We start from the raw sequence: 23,080 nt of genomic DNA on the forward strand, positions 1-23,080 counted from the left end.
GGGCTCCGTGAACCAAGCGCCATGCCTGTAAACCGACGATCCAACTTCAACCTGCGGCGTTCATGCTGAGATGAGCGACCGAGAGACTTGGACGGCCGGGTCAAGCCCGGCCGTGACGATCGTCTGGTCAGTGCGCGAGTTCTGCCACAGCTTCTTGCCAGTTGCCCATTTCAATGCGCGAGGCAGCGATGACGGCTTGGGTGCGGCTTTCCACATTCAACTTCTGCAAGATCGCAGAAACATGTGCTTTTACGGTGGCTTCCGAGACACCCAGCTCATAAGCGATTTGTTTGTTGAGCAAGCCCTGGCTTAGCATCATCAAGACGCGCACCTGCTGCGGTGTGAGCGAAGAAAGCCGCTTAGCAAGCGCTGCGGCCTCATCATCATCGGGCGCATTGGCCAAATCCATGTCCGCTGGCGTCCAGATATCGCCGTCCAAGATCGCTTCGATCCCCGCGGTGATGTCATCCACTGGTAGAGACTTGGGCATGAAGCCAGCCGCGCCAAAATCAAGTGCCCGGCGGATGATCGCCTGGTCTTCGGTCGCCGATACAATGCAGACCGGAACACCCGGATACTGCGCCCGCAGATACATAAGGCCCGAAAAGCCGCGCACGCCCGGCATATTGAGATCGAGCAGAACGAGATCAACATCAGCGTCCGTCTGGAGCTGAGCCGTTACTTCGTCGATATCGCCGGCCTCAGAGACGCGGGCCTGTTCAAAACGCGAGGCGACGATGGTCTTGAGAGCATCGCGAAACAAGGGGTGATCATCAGCGATGATAAAGTGGTGCGTGGATGCCATGAATGCGCTGCCCTCTTTTTAAAACCCGTGCCCAAAAGTTGGGCGTCCGTCGGCTCCGCCACCGAAACCGGTATGGTCATACTCAGGATTGTGACAGTTTTTTCAAGTCATATGCGCAATTGGTAGGTGTATCCCTTATGAAAAACACGCAAGTCAGTTTGGTTCTACAAGCAAGAAAGCGCAAATATCAGGCACGCTTACTGGCTGACTCTGTCTGAGAGGCGTCGCATCAATGATGGCCAGCGCAGAACCAACCAGACCACCGCCAAGACATTGCCAAGGAACATCAGCGCGATCACCCAGACGAAACTGGTCGGACGCGCGCCGTCGACCAAAAAGACGAAGGCAGCAAAAATGAAGAAGCCAAGATAAAGGTCAGCGAGGGAAACCACACCCCATGGGTCAGCAACAATGGCACTGAAGCTCTGCCCAAAATTGGCGTTGAGCGAAGCCCAAACAATCAAAGCCGCCAGGCCAATGCCCAGAGCGCCAAACACAACACGCCAAAGCAAAGACGATTGATTTTCCACGAGAAGAAGCCTTTTTGCCGGTTTTCCATAAGGGTTGCATTGTTTACGAGTGAACCAGTGATTGGTTCGCTCCGTGAACTCGGAACCCAATCGCTTACACAACCAGGTGTTTGATGACCTCTTCTTTTTTCACTCCCTACAGCGATGCCCACGGTGCAGAGGCAGCCATCAACCCCTTTGATCCGGCGTTGGTGCTGCCAGAAACCGAGGCATTGAATGCCAAGATCTTGGAGATGTTCGCTGAGCTTCCGGACAGCTGGTCGGTCCCGCCACATATGATCCGCAAGGCACGAGCCAAAGGTGATGGGCCCTTCCCGCTGGAGCCAAAACTCGATCATGCCCGCTGGGAAGAGCATGAAGGTGTGCGCCTTCGGATTCTCGAACCACAGACGCGTGATACACGCGGCATCTTCTTGCACATCCATGGCGGCGGCTGGGTGTTTGGCCAAGCTGACTTTCATGACCCGATGCTGGCCCGGATTGCCGAGGCAACAGGTCTTGCCGCCATCAGTGTCGACTACCGCCTTGCGCCAGAGCACCCCTTTCCCGCAGGACCAAGCGACTGCTTGACGGCAGCCAGCTTTGCCTATGCGCAAGGCGGGCCGGTGTTCTTGGGCGGCGAGTCCGCTGGCGCGCACCTGTCTCTGCTGACCGCGCTTTCCATGCGCGATGCAGGCATCGAGACGTCTGGCTTGGTGCTGACCGCTGGTTGCTACGACCTAACCTTTACACCGTCGGTACGCGGCTGGGGTTCGCAGAAACTGATCCTCAACACGCGCGATATTGAGATGTTTGTGCACCACTGTGTTCCAGGCTTCATGGACACGCGGGCGCCGACTGTGTCTCCGCTTTACGCTCATTTGGATGGGCTCCCGCCCTGTTTCTTAAGCGTTGGAACAAACGATCCATTGGTCGACGATAGCCTGTTTCTGCATCAGCGCCTGCTTGCAGCCAGTGTGCGCAGTGACCTTGCCATCGCGCCGGGAGGCTGCCACGTGTTTCAAGCTTTCGACTTGCAAATCGCCCGCGAGGCGGAAGCTGCCACACACAGTTTCCTCAACCGGGTTCTGGACAACGACCTATGATCGGCCCTCTTGAAACTATCCGCGACACAGCCAACAGCTGGGAGTGCGATGAGAACGACCATATCAATGTGAAGTCGTACGCGGCGCGCTTTGATATCGCCGTGCGTAACTTTCTGGTGGAAGCTGGCTGGCAGGTGCCGCACCGCATTGGTCGTTTGATCCGCTACCATGCTGAGCTACGCGGCGGTGAGCCAGTGCACGGAACGACAGGCATGGTTGCGCTCGAGAATGGGCAAGTCGCGCTGGAGCATCACCTGTTTGCAAGCCAGCGCCCTGGAACACCGCTTAGCGCCACAGCGCTAGACGTCTTGCCGGATGTTTCACGGGATGATCTGTCGGCCTTCAATCTGCCTGCGCCACGCGAACAGGTCCTACCTAAGGCAGGTGATCTGGCCTTTGTCACCATGATCGATGTGACCACGCTCGCCAGTTTAGCAACCACCTATCGCGGGGTTCTCCCAACGACAGCCTTTGGTGCACAGGCTGAAAGCGCCAATGGGGCAATGCTGCGAGATGAGCACCTTGTGGGTATGATTTCCGATGCTGCGACTCACGCTTGGGCGCTGGCTGGAGCTGACGATGCTTGGCTGCGCACACGCGGATGGGGGCGTGCTGCTGTGCAGCTTCAGCTTTCCTATGGCGCACGCCCGACGGCTGGCGATGTGGTCGTTATCAAGACCGGCCTACGAGCCCGCTCGACCAAAACCATCAGCTATCGCCATCACGTGGTGAATGTGATGACCGAGGAACTGATCGCGATTGCGGATATCACATCTTTGATGCTCAATCTGGAGACGCGGCGGGCCATGCCATGGCCAGACGAGAAGCTTGACGCGCTCGATGCGCAGATCAGAGCGTTTGAAGGGGCCTACTGAGCGCGCTCAGACTGTAGGTCGTTGCGCAGATCCTCAACCATGCCGAAGAACCGGCGCATGACCTCTTCAGCTGTGTCCATTACCGCATCCAGCTCTTCATCCGTCGGCAAATCAAGGCGCTCACGCACGCTGTCTGGATCGGGTACAAGCGACAAGTCTCGCCCGTCGTAACCGAGGGCATCGCGGGCAATGGCAAGTTCCTCTTCCAACCTATCGACTTCAGCATCGAGCCGGTTGATTTCAGCCTCATACGCCAGACGATCATCAGCGGTCAGTCGGCAAACCCAGCCATTTTGCGTTTCATTGCACTCGCTGATGTCGCCCGTTTGACGATCAATGCGCAATACGCCCTCTTCCAGCTCAACAATATGGTATTGGTCGCCATCAATGGGACTGTTGGCTTGCTGCGCGAGCACGGGCATTACCATCGCGCTGGCAGACAGAAAGAGAGCGAGGGGCAGGCGCATGTCAGTATCCCTTGGTGGTCAGCGGGGTTGATCCCTTTACTTTCATAGCCTGAGGGCAAAGGTATGACCATTGCCCATACAAGTTCGGTGCTCCTTGAACGTCCAATCCATCCTTCCGGTCCCCGAGCTTCCACCAGCCTTTTCTGCTTGGTTTGAGGAAAAGGGGTGGGCCCCGCGTGAGCATCAGTTGGCGCTTTTGGCACGTGCGGATGCCAAGCGTGACACGTTGTTGATTGCACCAACTGGCGCTGGCAAAACCTTGGCAGGGTTCTTGCCATCCCTGGTTGATTTGGCAGGACGAAAAACCGTCCGGCGCACCAACCGACCTGGCGGTTTGCACACCCTCTACATCTCGCCGCTGAAGGCCTTGGCGGTGGACGTTGCACGCAACCTCACCACGCCTGCTGAGGAGATGGGTCTGCCGATCCGTATTGAAACGCGCACCGGCGACACACCTGCAGCACGGCGACAAAGGCAAAAACGCAACCCGCCGGACATTCTGCTCACCACGCCGGAGCAACTTGCGTTGCTGCTTTCACATGTCGACGCTGACCGTATGTTTGGCGGTGTGAAGCGGGTGATTTTCGATGAACTGCATGCGCTGGTGACCTCTAAGCGCGGTGACTTGCTTGCCCTTGGCCTGGCACGGCTGCGCAAACATGCGCCCGATCTTGTCGCAACCGGCCTATCAGCGACAGTGGCTGACCCTGATGCATTGGCCGGATGGCTTGCCCCGCAAAACACCGAAGAGCCTGACAGGGCTGACATTGTTACGGTCGCTGGTGGCGCGCAGCCTGACATCACCATTTTGGAAAGCGAAGAACGCCTGCCTTGGGCTGGGCACATGGCCCGTTATGCCTTCCCGCAGGTGCTAGAGGCGATTGCCGCCCATGGCACGACGCTGGTGTTCGTCAACACCCGGGCGCAAGCCGAGCTGGTGTTTCGCGAGCTTTGGTCAATCAATGAAGACTCTCTGCCAATCGCCCTGCACCATGGTTCGCTGGATGTGGGGCAGCGGCGAAAGGTGGAAGAGGCCATGGCCAAGAACGCGCTGCGCGCGGTGGTCGCTACGTCCACCCTCGATCTTGGGATCGATTGGGGCGATGTGGATCTTGTGATCCATGTCGGTGCCCCCAAAGGCGCCAGCCGGTTGGCGCAGCGCATCGGCCGTTCCAACCACCGGATGGATGAGCCTTCCAAGGCGATCCTGGTACCTGCCAACCGTTTTGAGGTTCTCGAATGCCGAGCGGCGCTTAATGCCAACTATGATCGTGCCCAGGACACACCGCCAATCCGCGATGGTGCGCTGGACGTGCTTGCCCAACACGTGCTTGGCATGGCCTGCTCAGATGCCTTTGCTATCCAGGACCTCTATGATGAGGTTCGCTCGGCCTATCCTTATCGGTTGCTCACCCACGAAAGCTTTGAGCGCGTGGTGCAGTTTGTTGCGACCGGTGGCTACGCTCTGAAAACCTATGAGCGCTATGCCCGCATCCGCCAACGCAAGGATGGGTTGTGGCGCGTGGCCAATCCTGATGTGGCGCAGCAATACCGCCTGAATGTTGGCACGATCATCGAGATGCCCGTGCTCACAGTGCGTTTGGTCTCGGCCAAACAGGCCGCCCAGCGATCCTCAAACGCGCTGCGCGGCGGGCGCATCCTCGGCCAGGTGGAAGAGTATTTTTTGGAAACTTTGGTGCCCGGCGACAGCTTTCTATTTGGCGGGGAGGTGGTGAAGTTCGAAGGCATTCGCGAGCAAGATGCCTTGGTTTCGCGTACCGAATCGGGAGAACCGAAAATCCCTTCGTACGCAGGCGGTAAGTTTCCGCTTTCCACCTATCTGGCCGATGAGGTGCGCCGCATGCTCGCCAACCCTGAGAGCTGGGACGATCTGCCCGATCAAGTGGGCGACTGGCTGCGCATGCAGCGCGATAAGTCATCGCTGCCTGGTCGCGATGGACTTCTGGTGGAAACATTTCCGCGTGGCAACCGACATTACATGGTGTGTTACCCGTTCGAGGGGCGCCTCGCCCACCAGACCCTCGGCATGCTGCTCACCCGGCGCATGGAGCGCGCACGGGCCAAACCGTTGGGCTTTGTTGCAACCGACTATGTGCTCGGCGTCTGGGGTTTGGCGGATTTTGGCCAAAAGATCGCTGATGGGTCGATGCCGTTGGGTGAACTTTTCGCACAATCCATGCTGGGTGATGATCTGGAAGAGTGGATGGGCGAAAGCTACCTCCTCAAGCGAACCTTCCGTGCCTGCGCGTTGATCTCAGGCCTCATCGAACGCCGTCATCCAGGGCAGGAAAAATCCGGCCGGCAAATGACCGTCTCCTCAGATCTCATCTACGATGTCCTTCGGCAGCACGAGCCTGACCATGTTTTGATGCAATCGACTTGGGCCGATGCGGCGTCCGGGCTGCTCGACATCGCCCGTGTCGGCTCTATGCTGGCGCGAATCGAAGGCCGAATCACCCATCAGCGGCTTGATCGCATTTCTCCGCTCGCCGTACCGGTGATGTTGGAGATCGGCAAAGAGCCGGTGTTTGGCGAGGCTCGTGATCAAGTGCTTGAGGATGCTGAAAGCCTTATCGAAGAAGCGATGAGCGCGTCTTAAGCGGCGAAAAAAGGACGGAAATCCACCTGTGTCTGCCTGGCTAAGCCAAAGCATTACAACGCGTGATGAAGAGACCAGTGCGCCCGTCGCCCTGGCGGGCGAAGCGTTGGTGGCAGATAAGTGCGGTGCGCTTTACTGGCCCGATGAAGCCACGTTGGTGGTGGCGGATCTGCACTTGGAGAAAGGTTCGTCCTTCGCCCGGTTCCGAAACCATTTGCCGCCTTATGACACCGCCGCCACGCTACGCCAGCTTGGGCGGGTCATTGAGGCCTATCAACCCACCCGGTTGATCGCACTTGGCGACAGTGTGCATGATCGCTCGGCCTGGGATCGGTTGGGAGAGCCCGACCGCGACACACTCATCTCTCTGTGCCAACGCGTTGAGGATTGGATTTGGATTGCTGGCAATCATGATCCAGAACCGCCCACGGGCGTTCCAGGGCGCAGCGCGCAAGAGCTTGCTATTGGATCACTGATCTTTCGTCATGAACCTGGTGGAGATTTGGCCGGCGGTCAGGCCGAAGTAGCTGGACACTTGCATCCAGCTGCCCGGGTAATCGGCAAAGGTGGGTCAACGCGCCGTCCAGCTTTTGCCCATGATGGGCAGCGGCTCATTTTGCCTGCGTTCGGCGCCTATGCAGGCGGGCTTTGTCTTTCAGCTGAGCCGTTTCGCTTGTTGTTTAGGAAGTCAGCCATGCGGGCATCGGTTTGCGGTCGCACGCGTATGTTCACCGTGCCCGGCAACCGCATCTTGGGTTGGCGCTGACCCTTGCCGATCAAACGATCGTCAGCACGGCCATCACACTCAACAGCGAGCACACAAGCGCCGTTAGCATAGTGCGCAAATGGCCGAACCAGGGTGGCGCGCCATCATCCTCAGCATCGCCAACATCCCAGGCTCCCTGCGCAGCAAAGGATACCGCAAGCATCACAAGCGCTGGAAAGGCTGGCAGCAGCACCGCCACCCAGCCAATGAGTGATGGGATAACTGAAAGCGCAAAGCGTGCATCACGTGTTTCCGGGTTGGAAAGCAACAGGCCCATGCCCCAGCGCACGCCACCCAAGAACGATAGAATAACGGCGCCATACGCCACCGTGGCGCGCAATGCCAAGTCAGCACTGACGATCCAAATGCCACCGGACGCGTAGGCGACCAAGCCAAACACAAAAGGCAGTGCTCCGGTCAATCCCAGCCAGAGCGGCATTTTGGGCACGGTTTTAAGGGCGGTCAGCACGCGCATGAGGCATCCTTTGAACTGTGTTTACGACCGGCGGAAAACCACCGACCCCAACCAACCGGTTAGCAGTGCCAGCAAAACCGCCAGTCCGCCATACATGAGCTGATCTTGCTGCGACATGCGGAAGATGAACTGCTCAAATCCTGTCTTGCGCACCAGAATGCCCACCCGTTCTTCCGCGAGCAAGACGCCGCCAGAAAAGAGGTAGACATTGACGTCAAAAAGCCCAAGCGGCACATCAGCTGGAAAGGTTGCCCGCGCGCGAAAGAGGGTGTTGTCAATCACCGCCACCGCGTCTGGGTCTTCCTGATAAATCTGCTCTTGGCGTTGCAAGCGTAAGAACGCGCGCTCAAACACCCGATCGCCGAGCCTGGTGTCCTGCGTGTCTTCAACGACGACACCCTCTTCATCCACTTCCGCGGGCGCCTCTTCGGCCACGGGGAGAACATGGTCGATGCCAATCTGGAATCGTCGCAGAAGCGAGGAGTGCGCGATCTCAGCAACCGGACGATTGGAAAGCACTGTGTAGGCGCTTGGCACGTCTTCAAACGTTCGGGAACTGCGGTTTACCCAGACCCCCAAGAAACGCTCTTTCAGGCGGGTCACGCGGTCGGTTTGTGGGCCGGTGACGGTAACCACCACGTCATAGTCAGATGCTCTGGGCACAGTGGAGGCATCGCGGCGCACAGCACCAAAAACCGTGATAGCCGAACCGGTGAAGTTTGAGGTGATGTCAACCGTGCGCTCAGACAGGGTGACGATGAGCGACTCCGCGCGGGCGCTTCCAATGACGCAGAGCGCAAACAGTCCGACAAGGATGAGGCGTTTGATCATCCGCCCAATCCCGTCACAGAGAAGAGTTCGGTGGGTTCGATGGCCAAATCAAACAGAAACCGTGCTCCAACCGCTAGGATGAGCAAGGCAAGCAGAAGGCGCAATTGCTCGCCTTTGAGCTTCTGGCCGGCTGACGCGCCAAACTGCGCGCCCAGAACGCCGCCAACCATCAGGATAAGCCCCAAGATGATATCGACCGAACCCGTGGTCAGCGCGTGCAGGATTGTGGCAACCGCCATGGTCACCAAAATCTGCAACAGCGAAGTACCAATCACCACATTGCCCGGAACCCGAAGCAGGTAGATCAGCGCAGGCACCATGATGAAGCCACCACCAATGCCAAGAATGGCACCAGCGAAACCAATGAGCAGCCCAAGAGTGATGACCGGAATAACGGAGATGTAGAGACGCGACTTCTTGAACGCCGTCTTCAATGGCAGGCCGTGCACCCAGGTGTGTTGGCCCGGCTTGCGCGTGGAAACCGCCTTGCCCCTCGCGCCACGCCACACCGAACGGGCACTTTCAAAAAACATCATCCCGCCAATCGTGCCCAAAAACAGCATGTAAGAGACGGAGATGATGAGGTCGAGCTGGCCGAGGGCCCGCAGAATAGAAAACAGCCAGACGCCGAGTGACGATCCAATGATGCCGCCGCAGAGCAAGATGGTGGCGAGCTTGAAATCAACGCCGCCCTTGCGCCAATAACTCAAAACACCGGAGGTGGATGAGGCCACCACCTGGCTGGTCACGGTTGCTACCGCCACGGAAGGCGGAATGCCGGAAAAGATGAGAAGCGGCGTAAGAAGAAAGCCGCCGCCAACACCAAAAAGCCCCGAGACAAAGCCCACCGCACCGCCCATGCCCAAAATGAGGAACACGTTGACGGCCAGTTCGGCGATGGGCAGATAAATCTGCATGGGACGAGGCGACTTTCAGGCAGAACAGCGTTGAAACCAGCGCTGTGCCTATTCAGTAGCGCAGTCTGGTTCTTAGTCTAAGACCATTGCATTGCCTAAGGGTCAATCAAAGCCTTGGAAAGATAGGGCCAACCTTCGACTAAAGGTGGGTACGAGATAGACCTGCTACAGGCTCACGCCTTGGCGCAAGGCATCGAGCAAGGCTTGATCGATGATCTCACTATCACCCAAGCCGACAGACTGGCGGAACGCGCGGACTGCCTCATTGGTGCGTGGGCCAAGCAAGCCATCGGCGGGTCCAGGATTGTACCCGCGCTCGGCCAACAAGGCTTGCGCTTCGGCGACCAACTGCTGCGTTGTGTTAGCGCTCGGTGACGCGCTGGCGCGCACCGAACTGTCATCCCAACCGCCTGCAGGTCCTGGAACGACCACCGCGGCGTTTTCAACCGGAACGGGCCGCCAATTGTCGACGCGTGCACGCGCGAGCGCCAAAGCCTGTTCGCCAAGAACACCAGCGACCTCATCACGGCGCCCAACGGCTTCGCTGTCACCACCATTGGCGGCCAATGCGAACCATTTGTAGGATTCCATCAGATCACGTTCGACGCCCATACCGCGCGCAAACAGAACAGCAAGATTGAATTGACTGTCGGCAAGCCCACGGTTGGCAGCTGGGATGAACCACCCAGCTGCACGTGCAAAATCAGGTGATTGTCCGGCGCCTTCAGCCGCCATAACAGCCAAGTTGTGCATGGCGCGTGGATTGCCGCCAAGGGCAGCACGTTCGTACCAAGCCAGTGCTGCATCGCGATCACGATCAACTCCACGGCCTTGCTCGTAGAAACTACCGAGACGATAGGCGGCTGGAACGAGACCTTGGTCAGCAGCACGCCCATACCAGTGGGCAGCGGCGGCCAAGTCCTGCGAGACAAAACGGCCTTCCATAAAGCGTGAGGCGATCTCAAAGGCTGCGGATGCGTCACCGCTGGCCGCAGCCACGCGAAGGCGCGGCGAGCCAATGGCTTCAGGCAGTGCATCGGCTGTTGCTGCGGGTAACGGCGGCAAAGGAAGGTTCAGCAGTGGGCCAAGGTCGTTGGCCGGTGGCGGCAAAGCCGTATCACCTGCAAGCGAGGTTGATGCAGGACCTGAAACCGTTCCGTCTACCGTAGGATCGTTTCCAGGATCGCTCAGCTGCGGCGTTGCGGCCATGACAGGTCCGCGATCGCGCTCAAAACCGCTTCCAAGCGCTGTATCACGGGTCACCACTTCATCCGTCAAAACGGGCGCACTTGGTGCTGATGAAGCCGGCGTTGATGCAAAATCTTCCACGACAGGCGCGGGGGAGACAGGAGCAGCGTCTGCGACTTCTGGCGCATCGCCCACAACCCGTACTGCTTCATCTGGAGCAGTCCCAACATCGGGGGTGATTTCGGTGCGCTCAGCGGCTGGGTCCGAGGCAGGTGCTTCGGTTGGCGCCAACGGCGCAACAACGGCGTCGGATGCGCGGTCACCCGGCAAAATCAAATTGACCACCAGCAAGCCGAGCCCAACAGTGAACAGCACCAGAGCAATGATCATCGCGCGGGAGAGCGAGCGCTGGTGCTTGGCGTCGTCCGCTTGCTTTTCACTTTTCTGCTGGCGGGTGCTTTCATTGGCGTCAGCCAAGACATCCATCGGATTCTCAGCGACCTCACCAGCAAGCGGGCGAGCCAACCCGTCCCGCTGTTCCAAGTCGGGCTCACGACGAACTTCGGGTCCGCTGGAGGATTTTGCCGGACGGTTAAAGACACCGGCTTTTCTGGCCTTGGTGCCCGCTACATTGGGATCGGCGGCGGGCTTGCCACCTCCTGCCTGCAGGGCCGCGGCCTGGGCCGCGCGGCGTGCCGCCGCAATAAAGTTTGCACGCTGATTGGCACTATCGCCAGACGATGGCATAGCCTCGGAGTGTGTCGGCTCATCGGTCGCGCGATCCGGCTCAGGCATACGAGCGGAACGCTCAGGCGCCGCGTTGATCGCGCCAGAGAGCTGGCGCAGAAGCGTTTGCGCGTCCCCTGGTGCCGGAATGACATCATCGGTCGACGAAGGCCGCTCGTTGCTGACCGTTGCCGAGTCCGTGCTTCCTGGCTGAGGTTTGCTCGCTGGCTGTTTGGGTGCGGAATCATCAAAACTTGGGTCAGGCTTTGGCACAGACGTGCGTGCCTCAAATGCCTTGGCCATCTCTTCTAGCGACGGTGATGGCTCTGACCCGCCCGGCGCACTTGGACGGGTATCGTGTGCGCTATCAGCGGCCAGCGAACGGGCAGCTTTGTCATCGATTTCTAAGGCATCGAGGCGCCCAATGACCGTTTCCAGCGCGCCTTGAACGCTCTCCAGCGTGCTCAGCATGCGCTGATCTTGGTCGCTGGCGTGCTCGCGCAAGGAAACCAATTCACTCTGCAGGGCCTGCATACCCAACATGTCTTGGGTTTCTGTTTGGGGGTCAAACAGGCCTAGCGACTGCACGCGGTTGGCCAGATCATCGATCTGGCTTTCGATTTCGGGCAAAATGCCTGCATCGCCAGTTGCACGGGCCTCATCGAAGCGACCGGCAAGGTGCCGCACCTGATCGACAATAGAGCGCTGAAGATCACGGTTGGAGCCCAGCTCAACACTGGCGCGTGCACGCGCCAGTTCATTGTGCAAACGCGTGACATCATCGCGCGAAACCACACCGGCATCTGCATGACGTTTGTTGAGCTCGACCAGCTGGCTCTCCAGGGAGGCCAAGGCAACATCGGCCTGCGGCGTCGGCATGGCGGCAATCAAGCTTTCCAGCCGGTTCGACATATGGTCGATCAGCGGTGCATCGGCAGCTGAAATGGCACGTTGAATACCATCAAGGCGTTCATCAACGCCATCAAGACGGGCCACAACAGGGTCAAGCGACCCCGAGACCCGGCTGTCGATCTTGGCTTCAACAGCCTGGATGATGGCTTCGGTTTTGGGAATGGATTTGAGACAAGACTCCACACGCTCGCCGAGCTCGCGCACGGCAAGACCAAGGCGCTCAGTGGCGGTATCTTCCTGAAGGGCCGTTACCCGGCCTGTGAGATCAAGCAAAGCATGCTCAATCTCATGCACTGGCATAGCGGTGCCAAAGGCATTCATCTGGCGTGACAAAGCTGCCACTTCGCTTGCCATATCCGCTTGGTTGGCAAGCCGGCTATCGAGCGCATTAAGCCGCTGGGAGAGCTCGGCGACTTGCTCAGCGTACCCGCCGGTCATCTCTTCGATACGATCAAGTGCTGAGAAGCGCTGGTCCATCCCACTTAGGGTGACCGCTGGACCGCCAGCAGAGCGCATTTCTTCACGGATCGTATCAAGAGCACTGGTGAGACCGCGCGCTTCATCTTGGAAGGTTGAGAGGCGTTCCATCTCCGACTGGATGGCGTCCAAGCGCTGGGTGACAGAACTGTCATCGGAGCCATTTGCCAACGCTTCAATACGCGCTTCGAGCGCCACCAAACGTTCAACAACCGCGCCGATGGCCTCGTTCATGCTGCCAGGGTCCTGAACCGCATTGCGGGCCATGTCCTTGACGCTTTCCAGTGCCTCGGTGATGCGGTTTGCATCACCATGGGGGTCGTTTTCCAGCTGTGAGATCATTGAGCGCATCTCACCAACGAGCGCGCTGGGGGTGTTCTCGCCTAAGTTGTCCAGCACCTCACGCAAGCTGGTGACCTCGCCATAGAGCGCGTCAATTTTTTCCTCGCTTGTGCCAACGTCTTTCAGGTCATCAAGCCTGGCCAGAACATGATGGTAGCCATCCTCCAGCGATTTGATCGCTTCAGGCTTGGGCATCGCAGCAATGGTATCTTGGACGGCACGGATTTGATCGCTGAGCTGCGCCAAATTCGGTTCATCAGCACCAGTTGGGTGAAGGGGCGTTGCCCCCTGTTCGTTTAGCCCCAACTCCTCAGGCGCGGATTGATGGGACGTGTGTGTGCGAGACTGAAGGGCTTCAACTTGGGCTTGGAGACCTCGCTGGTCGGCAGCGCTGGTTTCGGCAAGCGAGCGTACATCGCTGACCGCATCTGTCAGCCGGGCGAACTGATCATCAAGCCGTGCCACCAACTGGTCCAATCCGGCAGAGCCGAACCCAACATCTCCTAGCCCTTGATCAGCAGATTGCTCAACGTCTTGCTGCTGTGATGCATCGACCATCATCGGCTGAGGGTCGGCCAGGACAGGCGCCGCATTAGGCGCGTGCGGGGCTATGCCTTGCTCCAATTCTTGTTTGCGCCGCCGCAGCGCATCCAGCGGACTGGTAGGCGTCGCGGCGGTTTGAGCACTGGCTTGGACATGGCTGGTCACAGGTGCGGAAGACGGTGCTGGCGCGCTTGGCATGGGTGCGCCAGCAACCCTCGATTCCAAGGTTTCGATGTTTTTGGCGATTGCCGCCAGGCGCGACTGAAGGTCGGGAGCAGGCGCTGTCGGCTGTGCGGAAGGACTGGGCTGAAATGCGCGGCTTGGATCGACAGCCGGGCTGGGCATTCTTTGGCCCAACACATCTTGCATCCACTCGCCAACGCTGGGTGCGGCCTCTCTACCGGGCGCCTCATAGTCTGGCTGATGGTTCGTGGGCGACTGCCACGCATTTTGGGACTGTTGAGCCATCCCGACCCCAATTACTCTCTGGTGCGTACGCGCAAGGTACGGCGCACCCCGGCCCTTTCTCGCTTGGTGCTACAGTGGACCAAACATAGTAAACGAGCGGTAAAGATAACCGGACGGTAAACGACCCAAGCTGATAAAGGTTGGTTTTGAGACACCGCGCTTAAGGCGTGAGCACGACCGGAAAGCACCTTGCGAGAGTGGCTAACGTGAATACAACTTAAAGTTGATAATCTCTTGCCCTTCGGCTAGATTTTCTGGCACGTCATGATGTGAAATGATTCGTTGTTGCATGTAATGGCACAACGCTAAGCGGTAGAGGCGAGCATGGATACTTCAACACGTGAGACCGAATACAGCATTGGCGAACTGGCACGCGAATACGATCTAACACTACGCACACTACGTTTCTACGAGGACCGGGGTCTTCTACGGCCCCGCCGGGTTGGCATGCAGCGCATTTACTCGCGTCGCGACAAAGCCCGACTGAAGCTCATTGTGATGGGCAAGCGCGTTGGCTTCTCACTGCAAGAAATTGGCGAGATGCTTGATCTCTACGATCTTAAAGATGGTCAGGCGAGCCAACTGACGGTTGCGCGCAGCCGCTTCTTGGAGCAAATCGCGGTTCTCAATCAGCAGAAGAGCGACATTGAGCAAGCCATTGTTGAGCTTGAGCGCACGGTGGAGGTTGTCACCGGAATGCTGAAAGAAAAGCAGCAAGACATGGATGAGAGCGCCATGCCGCTGGCTGCGACGGGCACCGACTAGAGCCCTTTCTCACTAACCGGTCTTCTCACGGAGCCTCACGAACGCGCGATAGGACGTGTGCAGCGCTTGCACAGCCTTGCGTTGCAGCCTAGATCGGGACCCTTTGATGCACTGGGCAACACCTTGCCCGCTCATCTGCAAAGGATCCGCCAATGGCCCCGTCGATCGACTATTACTTCACCCTGATCTCGCCCTTCTCCTATCTGGGGCACAAAGCGTTGTTGGCTGTCGCCGACAAGCATGGCGCGAGCATTGCTTTCAAGCCGATGAACTTGGCTGACGTGTTTGCAACATCCGGCGTGGTGCCCATTCCTGAACGTCCCGTGTCGCGCCAGAACTATCGACTGATTGAACTGCAACGCATTGCGGACTTTCGCGGATTGCCACTGACGCTTCGCCCGGCGCACTTCCCGACCAATCCAACCCTTGCCAACGGCGCTGTTGCTGCGATTGGCGCTGCAGGCGGCGATCCAGCGGACTTCATGTTCGAAGCCTTCCAGGCATGCTGGGCGAATGAACGCGACATCAGCCAACCTGAAACGGTGCGTGAGCTGCTTGAGGCCACCGGTCATGATGCAACAGCCATCATCGCAGCCGCTTCATCACAAGAGGTCGTGGCAACCATGGCTGAGAACACTGAGGCAGCCATTGCTGCTGGCGCTGTCGGCGCGCCCGCCTATGTGCTGCAAGGCGAACCTTTCTGGGGGCAAGATAGGATTGACTATCTCGATCACGCTCTGAGCACTGGCCGAGGCCCTTACACACCAGGTTGATCGGCCACAGTTAGCGCACTCGCTGACGGCCTAAACGGAAGCTGCCCCGATGTTTCACTCCTTCTTTCCTAAGCCGAAGCTGTTTTTTCTCTCTTTTGCTGTCTACGCCCTGGCATTGGTCATCGGCTGGTACACCTTTGGCGACCGATTGCAGTTTCTTTCCATCGGCCCGGTGTTCGGGGTGGAAAGTGTGGCGCCGTTGGAGCCGGGCATTGCGCCTGATGTCGAGGTGCCGAGTGAAGAGACAACGGCGCCCGCCGAGGTTGAAGAAGGCTGGGCAGACCCGCAAACCTTCTGGTTCTACCAGTACATGCTGTCAGCCATTGCGCTCTTTGTCGGCTTTTGGATGTGGTACGCGCCGCACCCCTGGCAGCTTTGGTCGGTGGCAGGATCGGCGCTCATCTTCTTCACCAACTGGTTCTTGGTGCAGTTGGATGTGATGATCAATGAATGGTTTGGCGGGTTCTATGATCTGATCCAGCAAGCGCTTGCTGAACCGGGATCCATTGATGGGCGCGACTACTATCTTGGCATTGCTACCTTTCTGCAGATTGCGCTTGTCTACGTTTTTGTGGCGGTGATCTTCCGCTTCTTTGTCAGCCACTATGTGTTCCGCTGGCGCACCGCGATGAACGACTACTACACCGGTATGTGGAAGCGGGTGCGCAAGATTGAGGGCGCCTCACAGCGCGTGCAGGAAGACACAATGCGCTTTGCGTCGATCACCGAGGGTCTGGGCGTTGCACTGCTTGACTCGGTGATGACGTTGATTGCTTTTTTGCCCCTGCTGTGGGGGCTTTCAGCGGCGGTTACGGAACTTCCCTTGATTGGTGAGGTCAGCCAAGGATTGGTTTTTGTGGCCATCGTCTGGTCGATACTTGGCACGGTTCTTTTGGCGGTTGTCGGTATCAGACTGCCAGGCTTGGAGTTCAACAATCAGAAGGTTGAAGCCGCCTATCGCAAGGAACTCGTCATGGGCGAGGACTTCACCGAACGGGCGCAACCGCAATCGCTGACGGAGCTTTTTTCCGACGTCCGGCGCAACTATTTCCGGCTCTATTTCAACTACATGTATTTCAACGTGGTTCGGATTTTCTATCTACAAATCGGTAATCTGGTGCCGTTCATTGCGCTGGGGCCAACCATTATTGCAGGCACCATCACACTGGGAACGATGCAGCAAATCATGCGGGCCTTTGGTCGCGTTGAAGGCTCGTTCCAGTACTTGGTGAACTCCTGGACCACGATTGTGGAACTGATGTCGGTCTACAAACGCCTCAACGCCTTTGAGAAGGCGGCACTGGCCACACCGGAGTCAGGAACAGATACGAAGGTTCCCTCACCGGCTGAGTAGGTGGTTGGCATCGACACGCTGTGCCCCACATGAGGGGCCATGATCACGCGTGCTGACCAGTTCATGACCCTTCGCCCGGAAGGCCTCTATTGCGTTCCGGGCGATTTCTTTATCGATCCCGTTCAACCGGTTGATCGTGCTGTGATCACCCATGGGCACGCTGATCATGCACGACCAGGCCATGGGTCGGTTTTGGCAACCGCCGAAACCCTTATGATCATGGCGGTACGCTACGGCGCCAATTTTGCTGGCACCACGCAAAGTGCTGACCTCAGTGACGTGATCACGCTTGGCGATACCCGGATTAGCCTTCACCCGGCAGGTCATGTGCTTGGTTCAGCGCAAGTGCTGGTGGAGCATGATGGCCACCGGTTGGTGGCGTCCGGCGACTACAAGCGCCACAGTGACCCCACGGTGACACCGTTCGAGGTTGTATCCTGCGATACCTTCATCACCGAGGCGACATTTGGACTGCCGGTGTTCCGGCATCCACCCGGCGCGGATGAGGTGGCCAAGCTGCTCACCTCACTTGAGACATTCCCTGAAACGCCACATCTGGTGGGCGCCTATTCGCTTGGCAAAGCCCAGCGGGTGATCGCTGAGATCCGCGCCGCGGGCTATGATGCACAGATCTATCTGCATGGCGCGATGGAAAAGCTCTGCGCCTTCTACCAAAGCCAAGGCGTGGATTTGGGTGCTCTGGTACCCGTCGCTGGCTTGAAAGCCAAAGACGTTGCCGGGCAGATCGTGCTTTGCCCACCGGGCTCAATGGCTGATCGCTGGTCGCAGAAGTTCGGTGAAACCATCACTTGTTTTGCCTCAGGTTGGATGCGGGTGCGCGCCCGTGCCCGTCAGCGCGGCGTGGAACTTCCATTGGTGATGTCCGATCACGCCGACTGGGATGATCTCTGCGCGACAATCCTCGACACCGGGGCGAATGAGATTTGGGTTACCCATGGTCAGGAAGATGGGCTGGTGCATTGGTGCGGCACCCAAGGGATCGATGCGCAACCGCTCAACATGATCGGCTATGGCGATGAAGGGGATGAAGGCGCAGAGCAAGCTGTGGAAGCATCGTCGTGAAAGCCTTTGCTGAGCTTCTTGACCGCCTTGCCTATGAGCCACGCCGCAATGGCAAGCTGCGGCTTCTGATCACCTATTTCCAGCAAACACCTGACCCAGAACGCGGCATAGCACTCGCTGCCATTACCGGTGGATTGGACTTTAAGAACGCAAAACCAGCACTCATTCGCGGCTTGGTGGAAGCGCACACTGATCCTGTGCTCTTCCGGCTGTCCTACGATTATGTGGGCGACATGTCCGAAACTGTGGCGCTGATCTGGCCAGCCGATCATGGTGTAAACACGCCGCCACCAGCGCTGGAAGACGTGGTGGATGCGCTGGCAACGACCGGCAAAGCTGAAATGCCCGCACTGATCACCCGTTGGCTTGACACGCTGGACGAAACAGGGCGCTGGGCGCTCTTGAAGCTGATCACAGGTGGCTTGCGCATCGGCGTTTCAGCACGCCTTGCCAAGACGGCGGTGGCCGGGCTTGGCGATCTGAAACCCAACGATATTGAAGAGGTTTGGCACGGCCTGTTGCCACCCTATGAGGGCCTGTTCGCCTGGGCAGAGGGCCGTGGCGAAAGGCCGGAGAATGATGATCCAGCGCCCTTTGCGCCTGCCATGCTGGCACACCCCATTGAAGATGGCGATTTCGACAAACTCGATGCCAGCGAGTTTCTGGCCGAGTGGAAATGGGATGGCATTCGCGTGCAAGCAGCTGGCGGAACAGGCCAGGACGGCGCGTCCGTTCAACGACTTTACTCGCGCACGGGCGATGACATCTCGCGCGCCTTTCCAGATCTGATTGAGGCCCTACCCGCCAACGCGACACTGGATGGAGAACTGTTGGTGTTGATTGATGGGCGCGTGCAAACCTTCAACACGCTGCAACAGCGCCTCAACCGCAAAACGGTGTCGAAGAAGCTCCTGGAAAGCCATCCGGCCCATATGCGTGCCTATGATGTGCTGCGTCTTGATGGCGAGGATGTACGCGCCCTGCCTTTTGTTAAACGGCGAGCGTTGCTGGAAGACTTCATCTCCAAACATGATCATCCGCGTCTCGATATCTCTCCTATGGTGCCATTTGAGGATTGGCAGACCCTTGGCGAGGCGCGCGGCGATCCAGCCTCGCACGGCGCAGGTGAGGACGCTGACGCTGTGGAAGGCGTGATGATCAAACGGGCGGACAGCGCTTATGTGCCAGGGCGACCGAAAGGGCCATGGTGGAAGTGGAAGCGCGATCCCATGCTGATCGATGCGGTTCTGATGTATGCCCAGCGAGGCCATGGCAAGCGATCAAGCCTCTACTCTGATTACACGTTCGGCGTTTGGAAACCAGGTGAGGACGGCCCGTTGCTTGTACCAGTCGGTAAGGCCTATTTCGGTTTCACCGACGAGGAGTTGAAAAAAATCGACAGCTTCGTGCGCAAACACACCGTCAATCGCTTTGGCCCCGTACGAGAGGTCGTCCACGGTGAGGATGCTGGCATGGTGTTCGAGGTGGCCTTTGAAGGGCTGCAACGCTCCACGCGCCATAAAAGCGGCGTCGCGATGCGCTTTCCCCGCATATCGCGGCTTCGCTGGGACAAGCCGCCACGCGAAGCCGACACGCTGGAAACAGTGATGGCGTTGCTCCCAGAGAGCGAGCGGCACTGACCCGACATATTGTCAGCTTGGCCAGATCGCGTATGACAGCACTCTACCTCGCCAACATCCAGACCAATGATCGTCCATGCCTATCGTTGTCCGACCTGCCCGGCGCCCCGATGCACCAGCGATGTGCCAGCTTCTCAATGCTATCATTCGTGAAGGGGGAACGACGGCCCATCGCGAAGCCTTCTCCGAAGAGAAGATGATCGCGCTCTACATTGAGGCACCGCTTGGTATTGCGTGTACCGTAGCAACTGAGGGCGAGGATGTTCTCGGCTTTCAGTCGTTGGAATGGTGTGACCCGAACTGGACAGGTGACCATGCTCTTCCAGCCGATTGGACCGTCATTGCCACCTATGTAGCGCAAGCGGCCCATGGCCAGGGGATCGGACGAATGTTGTTTTCAGAAACGATCAAAGCCGCCAGAGCTGCAGGTGTAAAAACAATTGATGCCACAATCCGCCACGAGAACACGGGCGGGCTCGCCTACTACAGTCGCATGGGATTTGTAGACTACCACCAGTATGACGAAGCATGCGCAAAACGGTTCGATCTGACCTGATAGCAGGTTTGTTTAGCGTCGGCGACGCTGCATCATCACCGTGCCTACCACGGTCAGCAAAACAGCCGCCAATCCGTACCAGGTGAGCATGTATTCAAAATGCCGGTTGGAGAAGGTGAACTTCGTTTCTCCAGCTTGCGGCAGGCCACCAACGGCACCAGCGGGCATATCAACCGTGATGGGTAGAGCACGGCTTACATCTGATGCCTGCATCAATTGGGCAATGCTGCGACGATAAAGGATGTTTTCGTCCAAGTCGGGATCGGGCGTGAACCGGTCTGGTGGATCGTCCGGTCGCACCAACCCTTCAAAACGAATGGTTCCTATGGGTGCGTCTCGAACCAAAGCATCGGGCGCCAACTCGAAAGGAATGAAACCCCGATTGACGAAAACGGATTGGCTACCGTCTGTTTCGAAAGGCTGTAGGACCCAATAGCCGGGCCCTTCATATGGTCCGTTGGCATCGGAAAGGGTTGTGAAAACACGGACCGGTTCGCCGAAAAACTCCCCGATCAACAACACACGGCGATAGTCGGCATCCTCCAGGCCTTCATCTACCAACGCTTGAAGCGGAACAGCCGGTAAAGTTGGCCGTGTTTCTGCTTGGGCGATCAAGCCTTCTTTCCAAGCCAGACGCTGCATCTGCCACGTTCCAAGGCCCAGCAGCGTGACGAACGCGCCAAGGATCAGTGCAATGGCGAAAAAGCGCTTCATCACAGGTTACCCGTGGTGCCCGCCGGAGACATCATCGTTGCGCACTTCGGTGGCATCCATCTGGTATTGACGCGCGATGAGCCAGCCTTTCAGAGGGCGTAGAGGCAAGAGACACGTGATCAAGATAACTGGCAATGAAACGGCTGCATGCACCCAGAAGGATGGCTGATAGGCAATCTCCAGCCAGAGTGCGGCACCAACAGCAATGAAGCCCGCAAAGAAAGTGATGAAAACCGCTGGCCCGTCGCCGGAGTCGGCAAAACCATAGTCGAGATCACACACATTGCAGCGCTCATGCAGCGTGATCCAACCGTTGAACAGCTTACCTTGTCCGCAGCGGGGGCACTTGCCCCGATAACCAGCCATCAATGGCTGCGATGTGTGCGGAACAATGGTCATGGTTGTATGGTCCTTAAAAAGAGAAACGGGCGACCCTATCGGACCGCCCGCTGATGGATTTAGAGCAAAGCAGTCGGCCTAGAAGTTGCCGCCGCCACCATAGCCCCAAACGTAGATGGCCACGAACAGGAAGAGCCAAACGACGTCAACAAAGTGCCAGTACCAAGCAGCCGCCTCAAAGCCAAAATGCTTCTTCGGCGTCATCTGGCCCTGCAAGACGCGGAACAGACAGACAGCCAGGAAAACCGTGCCAACGAACACATGGAAACCGTGGAAGCCGGTCGCCATGTAGAACGTTGCGCCGTAGATGTGGCCGGAGAAATCAAAGTGCGCGTGGGTGTACTCGTAGACCTGCACAATGGAGAACAGAACACCAAGAGCGATGGTCAAAGCCAAGCCCTGTTTCACGCCCTCGCGGTCACCGTGAATCATCGCGTGGTGCGCCCATGTAACCGTTGTGCCCGATGTCAGCAGGATCACCGTGTTCATCAGCGGAAGGTGCCAAGGGTCGAAGGTTTCGATGCCCATCGGTGGCCAAACACCGCCGAGCAATTCAGCGCGCATAGGCTGTTCTGCTGGTCCTGGGAAAAAGCCTGCATCAAAGTAGGCCCAAAACCAGGCAACGAAGAACATCACCTCTGAGGCGATGAAAAGGATCATGCCGTAGCGCAGATGCAGGGAAACGACCGGTGTGTGATCGCCTGCAATCGACTCGCGGATCACATCACGCCACCACATAACCATGGTGTAGAGCACACCCAGCATGCCGAGCGCGAAGAAAATCCAAGTTCCACCGTGGAACCAGGTCACGGTGCCGATGGCCAAGACAAGCGCTGAGACCGACCCGATGAACGGCCAAGGGCTTGGTGGAATGATATGATAGTCGTGATCTGTTGCGTGACCTGAGGCCATCGATGATCTCCTAATATGCGATGCACCGACCAAGGCCGGTGCGTCCCCCTAATTGGTATCGAGTGCTGCCGTTTCCGCCTCTTGCGGGGCGTCGGCTTCAAACATGGTGTAGCTTAGCGTGATGGTGTCGATGCGATCATTGTCTGGGTCGTCCAAGATTTCTGGATCAACAAAAAAGACAACGCCCATATCGATGCCCTGGCTCGGCTCCAGATGCTGCATCTCAAAGCAGAAGCAGTGCATCTTGTGGAAGTAAATCCCAGCCTGGGGCGGTGAAACATTGAAAGTAGCCGTGCCGTAGGTGTCCTGATCGGTGAGGTTATCGGCGCGATAGAAAATTTCCGTTACCTGGCCAATGGGAACCTCAACCTCATTGACCAAAGGATCGAGATCCCAGCCAAGGCCAGCTGCCACGTTGCCATCAAAGCGTACCTTGATGGTGCGATCAGACACGGCCTCAGGCGCCACGTCGGCAACTTGCGTTGTGCCGCCAAAACCCGTCACCCGGCAGAAAAGCTCATAAAGCGGCACGGCTGCGTAAGCGACGCCAACCATGCAGCCGACAAAAACGCTAAGTGCCATCGCCGTTTTGACGGGGCGAGAGAACGTGCGGGTCGTGGTGTTTTGTCCAGCCATCAATACGGCCTTGAAATGATGCCAGGCCCCTGAATGAGGCTGACGACATAAAACACAATCACCACAGCGCCGAGTGCCAATGCCATGGCAATGGACCGCGAGCGGCGCTGCTTGGAATAGAAATCTCGGTCCGTGTCCGACATTTTCACCTCTTCGGTGTTGGTCGGAACAGGCTTTGGCGCCTCAGGTGCTTGGCGAACCTGATGTGTGTCGCTTGCCAT

22 protein-coding genes are annotated in these 23,080 nt (G+C 58.0%); 10 read left to right on the forward strand and 12 right to left on the reverse strand.

Annotated features, from left to right (window positions below):
- Nucleotides 1–127: 127 nt before the first annotated feature.
- Together ABWH92_RS02200 and ABWH92_RS02205 are read right to left on the reverse strand one after the other, a co-directional pair.
- Nucleotides 128–805 carry a response regulator gene (locus tag ABWH92_RS02200; RefSeq protein WP_375571742.1) on the reverse strand — a complete coding sequence of 226 codons (678 nt, stop codon included), beginning with the start codon at nt 803–805 and terminating at the stop codon, nt 128–130.
- A gap of 197 nt (nt 806–1,002) precedes the next feature.
- Nucleotides 1,003–1,335 (reverse strand): DUF1475 family protein, encoded by a 333-nt coding sequence (locus ABWH92_RS02205; protein WP_375571744.1) that lies wholly within the window; start codon nt 1,333–1,335, stop codon nt 1,003–1,005.
- 113 nt (nt 1,336–1,448) lie between these two features.
- Between ABWH92_RS02205 and ABWH92_RS02210 the strand changes: the two genes are divergently transcribed.
- Complete coding sequence (locus ABWH92_RS02210; protein WP_375571746.1) at nt 1,449–2,420, forward strand: alpha/beta hydrolase; 972 nt, start codon at nt 1,449–1,451, stop codon at nt 2,418–2,420.
- Nucleotides 2,417–3,295 (forward strand): thioesterase family protein, encoded by an 879-nt coding sequence (locus tag ABWH92_RS02215; RefSeq protein ID WP_375571747.1) that lies wholly within the window; start codon nt 2,417–2,419, stop codon nt 3,293–3,295. The genes ABWH92_RS02210 and ABWH92_RS02215 overlap by 4 nt, the downstream gene beginning before the upstream one ends.
- Here the strand turns inward: ABWH92_RS02215 and ABWH92_RS02220 are convergent.
- Complete coding sequence (locus ABWH92_RS02220; RefSeq protein WP_375571749.1) at nt 3,289–3,762, reverse strand: hypothetical protein; 474 nt, start codon at nt 3,760–3,762, stop codon at nt 3,289–3,291. The genes ABWH92_RS02215 and ABWH92_RS02220 overlap by 7 nt on opposite strands.
- 94 nt (nt 3,763–3,856) lie before the next feature.
- On the opposite strand from ABWH92_RS02220, the gene ABWH92_RS02225 reads away from it, so the two are divergent.
- On the forward strand, nt 3,857–6,382 hold the full coding sequence (locus tag ABWH92_RS02225) for a ligase-associated DNA damage response DEXH box helicase (RefSeq protein ID WP_375571751.1): 2,526 nt from the start codon (nt 3,857–3,859) through the stop codon (nt 6,380–6,382).
- 28 nt (nt 6,383–6,410) lie between these two features.
- Nucleotides 6,411–7,148 carry a ligase-associated DNA damage response endonuclease PdeM gene (gene pdeM / locus ABWH92_RS02230; protein WP_375571753.1) on the forward strand — a complete coding sequence of 246 codons (738 nt, stop codon included), beginning with the start codon at nt 6,411–6,413 and terminating at the stop codon, nt 7,146–7,148.
- Nucleotides 7,149–7,158: 10 nt separating this feature from the next.
- On the opposite strand, the gene ABWH92_RS02235 is transcribed toward pdeM, so the two are convergent.
- The 4 genes from ABWH92_RS02235 to ABWH92_RS02250 all read right to left on the reverse strand — a co-directional run bounded on the left by ABWH92_RS02235 (nt 7,159) and on the right by ABWH92_RS02250 (nt 14,027).
- A complete protein-coding gene (locus tag ABWH92_RS02235; RefSeq protein ID WP_375571755.1) occupies nt 7,159–7,623 on the reverse strand; it encodes a DUF3429 domain-containing protein in 465 nt (154 codons plus the stop codon).
- Nucleotides 7,624–7,644: 21 nt separating this feature from the next.
- Nucleotides 7,645–8,454 carry a TIGR02186 family protein gene (locus ABWH92_RS02240; RefSeq protein WP_375571757.1) on the reverse strand — a complete coding sequence of 270 codons (810 nt, stop codon included), beginning with the start codon at nt 8,452–8,454 and terminating at the stop codon, nt 7,645–7,647.
- Nucleotides 8,451–9,371: a sulfite exporter TauE/SafE family protein gene (locus ABWH92_RS02245; protein WP_375571759.1), complete on the reverse strand. Its 921-nt coding sequence runs from the start codon at nt 9,369–9,371 to the stop codon at nt 8,451–8,453. The genes ABWH92_RS02240 and ABWH92_RS02245 overlap by 4 nt, the downstream gene beginning before the upstream one ends.
- 165 nt (nt 9,372–9,536) lie before the next feature.
- Nucleotides 9,537–14,027 (reverse strand): peptidoglycan-binding protein, encoded by a 4,491-nt coding sequence (locus ABWH92_RS02250; protein WP_375571761.1) that lies wholly within the window; start codon nt 14,025–14,027, stop codon nt 9,537–9,539.
- A 324-nt stretch (nt 14,028–14,351) separates the two neighbouring features.
- Here ABWH92_RS02250 and ABWH92_RS02255 point away from each other — a divergent pair, with 324 nt between their 5' ends.
- From ABWH92_RS02255 to ABWH92_RS02280, 6 genes are all read left to right on the forward strand, one after another.
- Nucleotides 14,352–14,792 carry a MerR family DNA-binding transcriptional regulator gene (locus tag ABWH92_RS02255; protein WP_375571763.1) on the forward strand — a complete coding sequence of 147 codons (441 nt, stop codon included), beginning with the start codon at nt 14,352–14,354 and terminating at the stop codon, nt 14,790–14,792.
- A gap of 152 nt (nt 14,793–14,944) precedes the next feature.
- Nucleotides 14,945–15,565, forward strand: a complete 621-nt coding sequence (locus ABWH92_RS02260; protein ID WP_375571765.1) for a 2-hydroxychromene-2-carboxylate isomerase — start codon at nt 14,945–14,947, stop codon at nt 15,563–15,565.
- Between the two features lie 49 nt (nt 15,566–15,614).
- Nucleotides 15,615–16,919 (forward strand): peptide antibiotic transporter SbmA, encoded by a 1,305-nt coding sequence (gene sbmA / locus ABWH92_RS02265; protein WP_375571767.1) that lies wholly within the window; start codon nt 15,615–15,617, stop codon nt 16,917–16,919.
- A 39-nt stretch (nt 16,920–16,958) separates the two neighbouring features.
- Complete coding sequence (locus ABWH92_RS02270) at nt 16,959–18,002, forward strand: ligase-associated DNA damage response exonuclease (protein WP_375571769.1); 1,044 nt, start codon at nt 16,959–16,961, stop codon at nt 18,000–18,002.
- Entirely contained in the window at nt 17,999–19,642 is a 1,644-nt protein-coding gene (locus ABWH92_RS02275; RefSeq protein ID WP_375571771.1) for a cisplatin damage response ATP-dependent DNA ligase, read from the forward strand. The genes ABWH92_RS02270 and ABWH92_RS02275 overlap by 4 nt, the downstream gene beginning before the upstream one ends.
- Before the next feature lie 76 nt (nt 19,643–19,718).
- On the forward strand, nt 19,719–20,198 hold the full coding sequence (locus tag ABWH92_RS02280) for a GNAT family N-acetyltransferase (protein WP_375571773.1): 480 nt from the start codon (nt 19,719–19,721) through the stop codon (nt 20,196–20,198).
- A 12-nt stretch (nt 20,199–20,210) separates the two neighbouring features.
- Here ABWH92_RS02280 and ABWH92_RS02285 read toward each other — a convergent pair whose 3' ends face one another.
- The 5 genes from ABWH92_RS02285 to ABWH92_RS02305 all read right to left on the reverse strand — a co-directional run bounded on the left by ABWH92_RS02285 (nt 20,211) and on the right by ABWH92_RS02305 (nt 23,080).
- Nucleotides 20,211–20,912 carry an SURF1 family protein gene (locus ABWH92_RS02285; RefSeq protein ID WP_375571774.1) on the reverse strand — a complete coding sequence of 234 codons (702 nt, stop codon included), beginning with the start codon at nt 20,910–20,912 and terminating at the stop codon, nt 20,211–20,213.
- A gap of 6 nt (nt 20,913–20,918) precedes the next feature.
- The gene (locus tag ABWH92_RS02290; RefSeq protein WP_375571776.1) at nt 20,919–21,311 is read right to left on the reverse strand and encodes a DUF983 domain-containing protein; all 393 of its coding nucleotides are present in this window, start codon (nt 21,309–21,311) and stop codon (nt 20,919–20,921) included.
- A gap of 78 nt (nt 21,312–21,389) precedes the next feature.
- A complete protein-coding gene (locus ABWH92_RS02295) occupies nt 21,390–22,223 on the reverse strand; it encodes a cytochrome c oxidase subunit 3 (protein ID WP_375571778.1) in 834 nt (277 codons plus the stop codon).
- Nucleotides 22,224–22,271: 48 nt separating this feature from the next.
- The gene (locus ABWH92_RS02300; protein ID WP_375571780.1) at nt 22,272–22,859 is read right to left on the reverse strand and encodes a cytochrome c oxidase assembly protein; all 588 of its coding nucleotides are present in this window, start codon (nt 22,857–22,859) and stop codon (nt 22,272–22,274) included.
- A complete protein-coding gene (locus ABWH92_RS02305) occupies nt 22,859–23,080 on the reverse strand; it encodes a hypothetical protein (protein ID WP_375571782.1) in 222 nt (73 codons plus the stop codon). The genes ABWH92_RS02300 and ABWH92_RS02305 overlap by 1 nt, the downstream gene beginning before the upstream one ends.

It is taken from the genome of Ahrensia marina (assembly GCF_042140245.1).
Classification (GTDB): Bacteria; Pseudomonadota; Alphaproteobacteria; order Rhizobiales; family MH13; genus MH13.

Coding starts and splice junctions, on each gene's coding strand:
- ABWH92_RS02200 (WP_375571742.1), bottom strand. CDS start 805: ATGGCATCCACGCACCACTTTATCATCGCTGATGATCACCCCTTGTTT.
- ABWH92_RS02210 (WP_375571746.1), top strand. CDS start 1,449: ATGACCTCTTCTTTTTTCACTCCCTACAGCGATGCCCACGGTGCAGAG.
- ABWH92_RS02215 (WP_375571747.1), top strand. CDS start 2,417: ATGATCGGCCCTCTTGAAACTATCCGCGACACAGCCAACAGCTGGGAG.
- ABWH92_RS02220 (WP_375571749.1), bottom strand. CDS start 3,762: ATGCGCCTGCCCCTCGCTCTCTTTCTGTCTGCCAGCGCGATGGTAATG.
- ABWH92_RS02235 (WP_375571755.1), bottom strand. CDS start 7,623: ATGCGCGTGCTGACCGCCCTTAAAACCGTGCCCAAAATGCCGCTCTGG.
- ABWH92_RS02240 (WP_375571757.1), bottom strand. CDS start 8,454: ATGATCAAACGCCTCATCCTTGTCGGACTGTTTGCGCTCTGCGTCATT.
- ABWH92_RS02245 (WP_375571759.1), bottom strand. CDS start 9,371: ATGCAGATTTATCTGCCCATCGCCGAACTGGCCGTCAACGTGTTCCTC.
- ABWH92_RS02250 (WP_375571761.1), bottom strand. CDS start 14,027: ATGGCTCAACAGTCCCAAAATGCGTGGCAGTCGCCCACGAACCATCAG.
- ABWH92_RS02255 (WP_375571763.1), top strand. CDS start 14,352: ATGGATACTTCAACACGTGAGACCGAATACAGCATTGGCGAACTGGCA.
- ABWH92_RS02260 (WP_375571765.1), top strand. CDS start 14,945: ATGGCCCCGTCGATCGACTATTACTTCACCCTGATCTCGCCCTTCTCC.
- sbmA (WP_375571767.1), top strand. CDS start 15,615: ATGTTTCACTCCTTCTTTCCTAAGCCGAAGCTGTTTTTTCTCTCTTTT.
- ABWH92_RS02270 (WP_375571769.1), top strand. CDS start 16,959: ATGATCACGCGTGCTGACCAGTTCATGACCCTTCGCCCGGAAGGCCTC.
- ABWH92_RS02280 (WP_375571773.1), top strand. CDS start 19,719: ATGCCTATCGTTGTCCGACCTGCCCGGCGCCCCGATGCACCAGCGATG.
- ABWH92_RS02285 (WP_375571774.1), bottom strand. CDS start 20,912: ATGAAGCGCTTTTTCGCCATTGCACTGATCCTTGGCGCGTTCGTCACG.
- ABWH92_RS02290 (WP_375571776.1), bottom strand. CDS start 21,311: ATGACCATTGTTCCGCACACATCGCAGCCATTGATGGCTGGTTATCGG.
- ABWH92_RS02295 (WP_375571778.1), bottom strand. CDS start 22,223: ATGGCCTCAGGTCACGCAACAGATCACGACTATCATATCATTCCACCA.
- ABWH92_RS02300 (WP_375571780.1), bottom strand. CDS start 22,859: ATGGCTGGACAAAACACCACGACCCGCACGTTCTCTCGCCCCGTCAAA.
- ABWH92_RS02305 (WP_375571782.1), bottom strand. CDS start 23,080: ATGGCAAGCGACACACATCAGGTTCGCCAAGCACCTGAGGCGCCAAAG.